Here is a 9761-nt window from a genome sequence, read left to right on the forward strand (position 1 = left end):
CAAAATATGATTGTTAAAGAAGAGGATTTTCAAACCAATAAAGGAGTTACAGGTAAAAAAGGATACGGTACTTTTTCAAGAATAGATGGTAATAGCCAAACTAGTTCCAAAATATATTATGAAATAGTACTTTTTGGACAAGAAGGAGGATTACAGCAAATTATGATTCTTCACGAAGAAGGAGATAAATATGCTACGGAATTGACAGACCGTATTATGAATTCGGTAGAACTTAAATCAGCGAGTAACTAATGGAAAAAATAACCTTTTTAAATCCAGAATTCTTTTGGTTGTTTCTTTTAATTCCATTGGCAATTGTCTGGCTAGTTTGGAAAAGAAACCAACAATCGGCTACCCTAAAAATGAGTTCTCTTCAAGGGTTCAAAGGAACAGAATCTCTTTTGGCAAAATTAAAACCAGGGTTAGACGTTTTGCGATTATTGGCATTGTCATTATTGATTGTGGCAATGGCTAGACCTAGAACAGTTGACATTAGCAATAAAACCAAAACGACAAAAGGGATCGATATTGTGGTGGCGGTCGACGTATCCGGGAGTATGCTTGCTAAGGATTTTAAGCCAAACCGAATGGAAGCGCTAAAAAGAGTGGCTTCAGTTTTTGTTGATGAAAGACCGAATGACAGAATTGGACTCGTGGTTTATGCTTCTGAAGCGTATACTAAATCACCGGTAACTAGTGATAAAGCGGTTATTCAAGAAGCGATAGCTAGTATTAAATACGATAATGTTTTACAGGACGGTACTGGAATTGGGATGGGATTGGCGACAGCCGTAAACCGACTCAAAGACAGTAAGGCCAAAAGTAAAGTGATCATTTTAATGACGGATGGTGTCAATAATGCAGGATTTATCGAACCAGAAACTGCTTCGGATATTGCACAACAGTATGGTATAAAAGTTTACACTATTGGTATTGGTACCAATGGAATGGCAGAATCGCCTTATGCACTAGGACCAAATGGACAATTGATATTCCGAATGATGAAGGTTGAGATTGACGAACAATTGATGAAAAATATTGCGAGAAAAACGGGAGGAAAATATTTTAGAGCGACTAGTAATGATAAATTAGCTCAAATTTATAGTGAAATCAATAAACTGGAAACTACTGAAATCGAAGAATTAAAATTCTATGATTATGACGAAAAGTTCAGACCTTTTGTTTTACTGGCTGGGTTTTTATTATTGTTGGAAATAGGTTTGCGTAATACAGTATATAGAAGTTTTATATAATAAAATGTTTTCAGTTTTAGTCGAAGTTTCAATTTGAAAACTGCGACTGAAAACTGTGAGTAAAAGAAAAAAATGGAATTAGACGAACAAAAATATTTATACTTTCTTTTTATACTGCCAGTTGTGGCGGTACTTTTTCTATTTAATTTATATTGGAAAAGAAAGAAGCAACGCGAGTTTGGAGATTTGGAAGTTATCAAAAGACTGAGCCCAGAACGTTCTATTTTCAAGCCTTTTTTGAAATTGGGCGTTTTGCTTTTGGCATTAATTGCCTTGATCTTTGGATTGGTAAATCCTAAGATTGGAACCAAAGTTGAAACAGTAAAAAGAGAAGGAATAGACATTGTTTTTGCGATGGACGTATCCAAAAGTATGCTTTGCGAGGATGTTGCCCCAAGCCGTTTGGAAAAAAGTAAACAAATCGTATCACAAATTATCAATCAGCTGGGAAGTGATAGAATAGGAATTGTGGCTTATGCAGGAAGCGCGTTCCCGGTGCTACCTATAACAACCGATTATAGCGTAGCCAAAATGTTCTTGCAAAGTATGGGACCCGGAATGGTTTCGTCTCAAGGGACTTCACTAGATGATGCGATAAAATTATCTGGAACTTATTTTGATGATAAAAGTAAAACCAGCAAATTAATGATTATGATTTCGGATGGGGAAGACCATTCTGAAGGTGCAGAAGCCGCAGCGGAGGAAGCCAAGAAGTTAGGAATGAAAATTGTCACCATCGGATTGGGTACGGAAAAAGGAGGGACAATTCCTCTGAAAAAAAATGGAATTGTCGAAAGCTACCAAAGAGATAACAATGGAGAAATAGTGATAACCAAATTGAATCCAAACAGTCTGGCTACTATTGCGAAAATTACTGGTGGCGGTTACGTAAACGGAAACAATACCAAAGATGTACTGGAATATATAAAAGCAACTTTGGATAAAATCCAAAAGACTGAATTTGAAGCTACTCAAATGGCCGACTTCCAATCGCAATTTCAATGGTTTTTAGGAATTGGGTTTGTGTTGTTGTTTTTGGATGTTTTCTTTTTAGAAAGAAAAACCAACTGGGTAAACAAGTTGAATTTATTTAACGAGAATAAATAAAGTATTAAAATCAAGGGAAGCTAACGAGGCAATCATTAGTAAATACTTTGAAAGGAACATTTAAATGAAAATGAAAAATAGAATTATATACTTACTACTATTGCTTTTGACTTTTGTGGCCAATGCCCAAGAGAAAGACAAAGTTTTGCCTGAAGCAAATGAGGAATATGTAGCAAAGAATTTTGTGGATGCCGAAGCTAATTATAGAATTTCGCATTCTAAATTTCCGAGCAGAACGGTAGCTTCGTATAATTTGGGAAATTCTATTTATAAGCAAAATCAATTTTCGGAATCCAAATTTGCTTATGCAAATGCTTTGAAAAGTTTGAAAACAAGAACTCAAAAACATAAAGCTTTCCATAATTTGGGAAATGTCTTCATGAAAGAGAAGGATTACACACAAGCTGTTGAAGCCTATAAAAATGCTTTGAGAAACAATCCTGAGGATGAAGAAACGCGTTATAATTATGCTTTGGCCAAAAAAATGCTAAAAGACAATCCTCCTCCAAAAGACGATAAAAATAAAGATAAGAATAAGGACAAAGACAAGAATAAGGACAAAGATAAAGACAAGGATAAAAATAAAAAAGACGACAAGAAAGACGGCGATAAAGACAAAAAGGACGACAAGAAAGACGGGGACAAAGATAAAAAGGATGATGGTAAACCCAAAGATGACCAAGGGCAGCCAAAACCAAAACCAGGAGGTATTTCAAAACAACGTACCGAAAATCTTTTGGATGCCGTAAACAATGAGGAAAAGAAAATACAAGAGAAGGTAAATGCCAATAAAGAAAAAGGCTCGCCTAGGAAAACAGAAAAAGATTGGTAGAATTTTAAAGAACCAATAAGAAATTAAAGTTTTTAAATTTTCGATTAAACATTAAATACAAAAAGATTAAAAAAGTAATGAAAAGATATTTAATTCTATTCCTATTAAGTTTTCAGGGACTTTTGGCTCAAGTACAATTTGAGGCGAGAGTAAGCAAAACGACGCTTGGTCTCAACGAGAGATTACGTATCGATTTTGTGATGAATATTGATGGAGATAATTTTGCGCAACCTTCGTTTGACGGCTTTAGAATTATTGCTGGGCCAAGTCAGCAGGTAAGTCAATCTTGGATAAATGGAAAAACATCTTTCGAGAAAAGCTATTCTTATTTTTTATTACCGAACCAAAAAGGGAACTTGGTCATCAAACAGGCAATGATTGAGTATAATGGTCAGATTTACAAAACGCAACCCATCAGAATCAATGTAACTGCGGCTACAGAACAACCTAGAGATCCAAATGACTCACAAGTTTCTGCCGATGATAATCTATATTTAGTAGCCGATATCTCAAATACAAATCCATACATTAATCAACCTATCACGGTTGTGTATAAATTGTATTTTAATAATATAGGGATTAGAGGTTTTGAAGAACTCAGCAAACCAAAATATAATGATTTTTGGAATCAGAACATTGATATTAAACAATTGGTTCCTGAGGAAGGAATGTTTAAAGGAGAGCAATATCGTTATGTTGTTTTACGTAAAACTGTTTTATATCCACAAAAATCTGGAAAACTGACCATAGAACCACTTTCGTTAAATATTGGAGTTCAATTGCCAACGAATCGTAGAGATATATTCGGTCGAGTTATATTGGTTGAAGATACTAAAAGAGTATCTGCAGGAACCAAAACGATTAACGTAAAACCTTTGCCAGAAGCAGGGAAACCATTAGATTTTACAGGAGCTGTTGGAAGATTTGATTTTAAGGCAATTCCATCCAAAACAACTTTGAAAAACGGAGAAAGTTTAGATTTAGTTTTGAGTGTGGTTGGAACTGGTAATCTTAAATTATTTACTTTGCCTAAGCCTGAAGTACCAAATGCATTAGAAATGTATGATGCCGTTCATGACGAAAAGGTAAACACACCACTATCTGGAATGACGGGTAAAATATCAGATTCCTATACTATTATACCACAATATAAAGGTGATTATGTCATAAAACCGATGCATTTTTCGTATTTTGATTTAGGAACAGGAACCTACAAAACGATAAGTTCTAATGAAATTAAAATCAATGTTCTTGACGGACCTACTCAAACAGCAGAGGCATCTGCAACTACAAGCGTCGGAAAAAATAGAATAGATGGAGTTGAGCAATTTAAATATATCGATTTAAAAACAAAACTCGCAACAAAAGATGAACCTGTGTTTTTTGGTTCTGATAAATTCTACGGGTTATTGTTCTTGCCATTCTTGTTGCTTCCGATAATTGTTCTTTTCAAAAAGAAAAAAGAAGCAATTGACAGTGATGTTTTTGGAAACCGAATCAAAATGAACAACAGATTGGCTAAGAAATATTTATCAGAAGCTAAAAAACAAATCAACAACAAAGAGCCTTTTTACGTTGCATTGGAAAAAGCAATGCATAATTTCTTAAAAGCCAAGTTGCATATCGAAACTTCGGAAATGAGTAAAGATAACATTCAGGAACTGTTGTTGTCTAGGAAAGCCAAACCTGAAGTGGTCAATGATTTTATTGCGCTCACCGAGAATTGCGAGATTGCGAGATATGCACCATCATCTAGTGCAACGATTCAACACGATTTTGATAAAGCGGTAGCCATCATTTCGGAATTGGAAAAACAGATATAAGTAGATACTGAGATTCTAAGAGATTAAGTTGCTAAGAAACTTATTCTCTTAGCAACTTAATTTAATTAAAATGAAAAACATTTTTTACATACTATTATTGATCTCACAAGTTTTCTATGCCCAGACGGGTTTTGAAAAAGGAAATATTTTGTACCAAAACGGAAAGTATGCTGAGGCTGCGAAAGCCTATGAATCTGTTTTGGAAGCAAACAAAGAGTCTGTCGAATTGTATTTTAATCTAGGGAATTGTTATTATAAATTACACCAAACGGCACCAGCGATTTATAATTATGAAAAAGCCTTGGTTTTGGATCCTGCTGACAAAGATGTTTTGAACAATATAAAATTTGCCCAAAAGCAAACTATTGACGAAATAAAAGTTGTTCCAAAAGTAGGTTTTGCAAAAATGCTTCGTGACTTTACGGGAATTTATCCTTTCGATACTTGGGCTTGGATTACAATTGGCTTTGCGTTTTTGTTCTTGTCGTTTTTTATGGGTTATTATTTTTATCAAACAGTAGCTGTAAAAAGAATTTTCTTTGTGGGAATGTTTGTGATACTATTATTACTAGTAATGAGCATCTCAGCAGCTTTCTTTGAAAAAAGCCATTTCGATAATGAAAGGCCAGCCATCGTTTTTGCTGAATCAGCAGACGTAAGAAGCGAACCTCAAAACGCAAGTGCTACCACTTTTGTCCTGCACCCAGGTACTAAAGTGTATGTGGAAGAAACATTAGGATATTGGAAAAAAATTCAATTGACTGATGGAACCGAAGGTTGGATTGACAGTAGGTCGATTAAAGAAGTGAAGGATTAGTTTTTTAGATAGCAGATAGCAGTAGGCGGATTTTAGTAATTAATATTCATATTGATAATTTTCTAAAAAAAAACGATTAAATTTATAAATAGAGTAGCCCATAGTTTCAACTATGGGCTACTCTATTTATGGGTATTCAGTATTTGATTAGGTAATAAAATAATCTTATTAGACTTAAGAAATCTAAAATCTGCCTACTGCTATCTGCAACCTGAAGACTGCAACCTACTTCCTAGCCTTATCGTACCATTTCTCAATAGACGGAAAAACAAAGCCTGATATTTTCTGAATTGGGTTAAAGAAAATCGATTTGTCAAGCGTTTCTTTTTTGGCCAGATAGTTATGGTAGTTTATTTTTTCGAAAATCGTAAAAAAGATACTGATGATTAAAATGGTTTTCAATACTCTGAAAAAACCACCACCAACGCTGTTAATCCAACCCAAAAATGCAAAATCAGCTACATTAGTCAAGAGCTTTCCAAGCATATAAATGCCAATAACCACGACAATAAAAGTCAGGATAAATGCAAAAACTTGAATAGTATAAGGATTCCAATGTAACCAGCCCGATAAAATGTTTTTCAGTACATCCGAAAATTTTATGGCAATGTAAATACCCAAAATAAGGGAAACGAATGAAGCCAATTCTACAAAAAGTCCATTTCGAATTCCTTTATACAACGAATAGCACAAGAATCCACCTATGATAATATCAAAAAAACTCATTTTTTTATTTTAAAATTAAAAGCGCAAAGATAAAAGAATTGATCGGTAACCATTGTCAATTTTCAAGTTCTTATCTTTGCGTAAAATAATTTGATTATTCTTTTTGAAAATCACCAATTAACAATCAAAATGTCAAGAGACACACAACTTAAAGAACGCTGGGAACGGCTTGTAGATATACTTTCCAATCAATTTTCACAAGGGGAAGATTTGGATTTGGACGCCATAATTTATTTAATAGGAGTACAGGAATTGGGAAAAGTGCATCGTGAATACAAAAAAGATGAGAAACTCAATTTGATGCATATCGCCATTTGTCGATTATTGGAACCTTACGGATTCTACGAATTCGAATTTTTTGACGAGGAAGGTTGGCCACATTACAAAGTAAAAGAACAATTACCACCGTTAAAAGCTGGAGAACAATCTGTTTTAATGAAAGAAGCAATCGTCAATTATTTTCTGGAAAGAGAAGTGATTGATTAAATTTTGAAGTTAGATTCCAGTTTTCAGCTTTTGGAACGTAAACTTTATACTTTAAACGGAATACTTGAAACAAATTTCCTAAATTTGCACTCTCAATTACGGAATGAAAATGATAGACAAGATAAAAGAATATATTGGTGAAGCTCAGTCGTTCTCCACTCAAAACACAGCAGAACTAGAAGCATTTAGAATAAAATTTCTGGGAACCAAAGGTTTATTAAAAGACCTTTTCGCTGAATTCAAAAACGTGCCCAACGACCAAAAAAAGGAATTTGGACAAGTAATCAATTTACTTAAAACCTCTGCAGAAGACAAAGTAAAATCCATTCAGGAAGCTTTGGCTGACAAAGAAGAGTTCAAAGGAATCTACGGCGATTTGACCCGTACGGCCGAACCAACAATCATTGGTTCCCGTCATCCTATTTCGTTGGTAAAAAACCAAATTATCGATGTCTTTTCAAACATCGGATTCAACGTTTCTGAAGGTCCGGAAATCGAAGACGATTGGCACAATTTTACCGCATTGAATCTACCGGAATACCATCCGGCGCGTGATATGCAGGATACATTTTTCATTCAGACCAATCCTGATATTTTGTTGCGTACACACACTTCATCTGTGCAGGTGCGTTATATGGAGAACAACAAACCACCTATCCGTACGATTTCACCGGGGAGAGTTTTCCGTAACGAGGCCGTTTCATCTCGCTCACACTGTATTTTTCACCAAGTGGAAGGATTGTATATTGACAAGGACGTTTCCTTTGCCGATCTGAAACAGACCCTTTTGTATTTTACCAAAGAGATGTTCGGGAAATCAAAAATCCGTTTGAGACCTTCCTATTTTCCATTTACGGAACCAAGTGCTGAGGTTGATATTTATTGGGGTTTAAAAACCGAAACCGATTACCGTATCACCAAAGGAACAGGTTGGTTGGAAATTATGGGTTGCGGAATGGTAGATCCTAACGTACTTAAAAACTGCGACATCAATCCAGACGAATACAATGGTTTTGCATTCGGAATGGGAATCGAGCGTATCGCGATGTTACTGTACCAAATTGGTGATATCCGTATGTTTTATGAAAATGATGTGCGTTTCCTAGAGCAATTTAAATCCAGCATATAATTTAAGTCGAAAGTCAAAAGTCGAAAGTTTCAATGTTTGGGACTTTCGACTTTCGGCTTTATAACTTTAGACAACAATGAAAAAAGATATTAACATCCCCGAAGTTGAAAACGTATTCCTAGCTGCCGTTCAAGAATGGAGCGACGATTTTATGGAAAAAGTGTGGTATGCCTATTTAATAAACGATAGCGATTTCCAACTTGACAGCGTTATGGTAGTTTCCAAAGCTTTTGGAACCATCGACGGAGAAATGAAAAAAACTTCTCTTTTGCGTCACGCTTTCATGGAAGTGCCTGCCGTTTCGGTGGTGAAAATCGAAATGATAGAAAAAAGTGTATTGGCACTCAACAATGAGTTTATGGTGACCTATTTCATCGGAAACACTTTATACGACAAAAAATTTATTTTCAAAGCCAACAGCATCAACGATACCAATGTGGAAGAAGTGCCGCTCTTGTTTGTTGATGGAGTGATGGTAAAATAAAATATTTAGCAATAAGTAAAAAAGGTATTTTCTAATTTAAGAAAATGCCTTTTTTTATTGTTTTTCAATCTAAAATCTGATGTCTAATCAAGTTCCTCGGTCAATTTTTTGAACACTGCTTTGGCCTCTTTCCCTTCATACAAAATACTGTAAACAGCATCAATAATAGGAGTTTTGGCACCATAGCCTTGGTTCAGTTTATAGGCACTTTTTACAGCATAATAACCTTCAGCAACCATACTCATCTCCATTTGAGCAGCTTGAACCGTGTAGCCTTTCCCAATCATATTCCCGAACATTCTGTTTCTTGAAAAAATGGAATACCCCGTAACCAATAAATCACCCAAATAAGCAGAATCATTGATGTTTCGTTTCATTTTATGCACTTTCTTGATGAATTTTTTCATCTCTCGAATAGCATTACTCATAATAACCGATTGGAAATTATCGCCATAACCTAATCCGTGTGCTATTCCTGCAGCAATAGAATAAATGTTTTTCAACATTGCGGCATATTCAGTTCCAATAATATCGTCAGAGATTTTTGCTTTGATATAATTTCCAGATAAATTTTTGGCAACGATACCCGCTTTGTCAGGATCTCCACAGGCAATGGTTAAATACGAAAGTCTTTCCAAGGCTACTTCTTCAGCGTGGCAAGGTCCTGTAATTACACCAATATTGTAATAAGGAATATCGTATTTGTAATGAAAATGTTCTCCCACAATTAAACTGGTTTCAGGAACAATTCCTTTTATGGCAGAAAAAATTATTTTGTCTTTTAGCGAAACCGTTAATTTTTCAAGTTCACCATTTAAAAAAGCAGAAGGAATTGCAAATATGATGTAATCTGCATAAGCAACGGCTTCGTTGATATCGTTTGTAAGTTTTAGTTTTTTGTTGTCAAACTCAACAGAGCTTAAGTAATTAGGATTGTGTTTGTAGGTTTTAATGTGTTCTATTGCAGCATCATTTCGCATATACCATGAAATCTCGGGAAGATTTACGCACAACATCTTAGCGATAGCAGTAGCCCAGCTTCCGCCACCAATCACTGCAAATTTTAAATTATCGGCCATTTTTTTATTAAATTTCATCAAAAGT

Annotated in this window: 10 protein-coding genes and 1 pseudogene; 9 read left to right on the plus strand and 2 right to left on the minus strand. The window is 35.0% G+C overall.

Annotation, left to right across the window (positions count from 1 at the left end):
• From VFS71_RS05925 to VFS71_RS05950, 6 genes and pseudogenes are all read left to right on the plus strand, one after another.
• A pseudogene (locus VFS71_RS05925) lies at positions 1–252 on the plus strand (hypothetical protein); the annotation flags it as partial.
• On the plus strand, positions 252–1253 hold the full coding sequence (locus VFS71_RS05930; RefSeq protein WP_326399959.1) for a VWA domain-containing protein: 1002 nt from the start codon (positions 252–254) through the stop codon (positions 1251–1253). The pseudogene VFS71_RS05925 and the gene VFS71_RS05930, both read left to right, overlap by 1 nt.
• A 72-nt stretch (positions 1254–1325) precedes the next feature.
• Positions 1326–2360, plus strand: coding sequence for a VWA domain-containing protein (locus VFS71_RS05935; protein ID WP_326399960.1), 1035 nt, complete (start codon positions 1326–1328; stop codon positions 2358–2360).
• Positions 2361–2430: 70 nt separating this feature from the next.
• On the plus strand, positions 2431–3192 hold the full coding sequence (locus tag VFS71_RS05940; protein WP_326399961.1) for a tetratricopeptide repeat protein: 762 nt from the start codon (positions 2431–2433) through the stop codon (positions 3190–3192).
• 77 nt (positions 3193–3269) lie between these two features.
• Entirely contained in the window at positions 3270–5015 is a 1746-nt protein-coding gene (locus tag VFS71_RS05945) for a BatD family protein (RefSeq protein WP_326399962.1), read from the plus strand.
• Between the two features lie 70 nt (positions 5016–5085).
• On the plus strand, positions 5086–5832 hold the full coding sequence (locus VFS71_RS05950) for a tetratricopeptide repeat protein (RefSeq protein ID WP_326399963.1): 747 nt from the start codon (positions 5086–5088) through the stop codon (positions 5830–5832).
• A gap of 225 nt (positions 5833–6057) precedes the next feature.
• Here the strand turns inward: VFS71_RS05950 and VFS71_RS05955 are convergent, their stop codons facing one another.
• A complete protein-coding gene (locus tag VFS71_RS05955; protein ID WP_326399964.1) occupies positions 6058–6558 on the minus strand; it encodes a CvpA family protein in 501 nt (166 codons plus the stop codon).
• Between the two features lie 129 nt (positions 6559–6687).
• Here VFS71_RS05955 and VFS71_RS05960 point away from each other — a divergent pair, with 129 nt between their 5' ends.
• The 3 genes from VFS71_RS05960 (at position 6688) to VFS71_RS05970 (ending at position 8657) form a co-directional block, all read left to right on the plus strand.
• Positions 6688–7044, plus strand: a complete 357-nt coding sequence (locus tag VFS71_RS05960; protein WP_111408279.1) for a hypothetical protein — start codon at positions 6688–6690, stop codon at positions 7042–7044.
• Between the two features lie 109 nt (positions 7045–7153).
• Positions 7154–8173 carry a phenylalanine--tRNA ligase subunit alpha gene (gene pheS / locus VFS71_RS05965; RefSeq protein WP_326399965.1) on the plus strand — a complete coding sequence of 340 codons (1020 nt, stop codon included), beginning with the start codon at positions 7154–7156 and terminating at the stop codon, positions 8171–8173.
• A gap of 76 nt (positions 8174–8249) precedes the next feature.
• Positions 8250–8657: a hypothetical protein gene (locus VFS71_RS05970; RefSeq protein ID WP_326399967.1), complete on the plus strand. Its 408-nt coding sequence runs from the start codon at positions 8250–8252 to the stop codon at positions 8655–8657.
• Positions 8658–8740: 83 nt separating this feature from the next.
• Here the strand turns inward: VFS71_RS05970 and VFS71_RS05975 are convergent, their stop codons facing one another.
• Positions 8741–9736 carry an NAD(P)H-dependent glycerol-3-phosphate dehydrogenase gene (locus VFS71_RS05975; protein ID WP_326399969.1) on the minus strand — a complete coding sequence of 332 codons (996 nt, stop codon included), beginning with the start codon at positions 9734–9736 and terminating at the stop codon, positions 8741–8743.
• Positions 9737–9761: the final 25 nt, after the last annotated feature.

The sequence above is a fragment of the Flavobacterium sp. genome, assembly GCF_035760125.1.
GTDB lineage: Bacteria > Bacteroidota > Bacteroidia > Flavobacteriales > Flavobacteriaceae > Flavobacterium.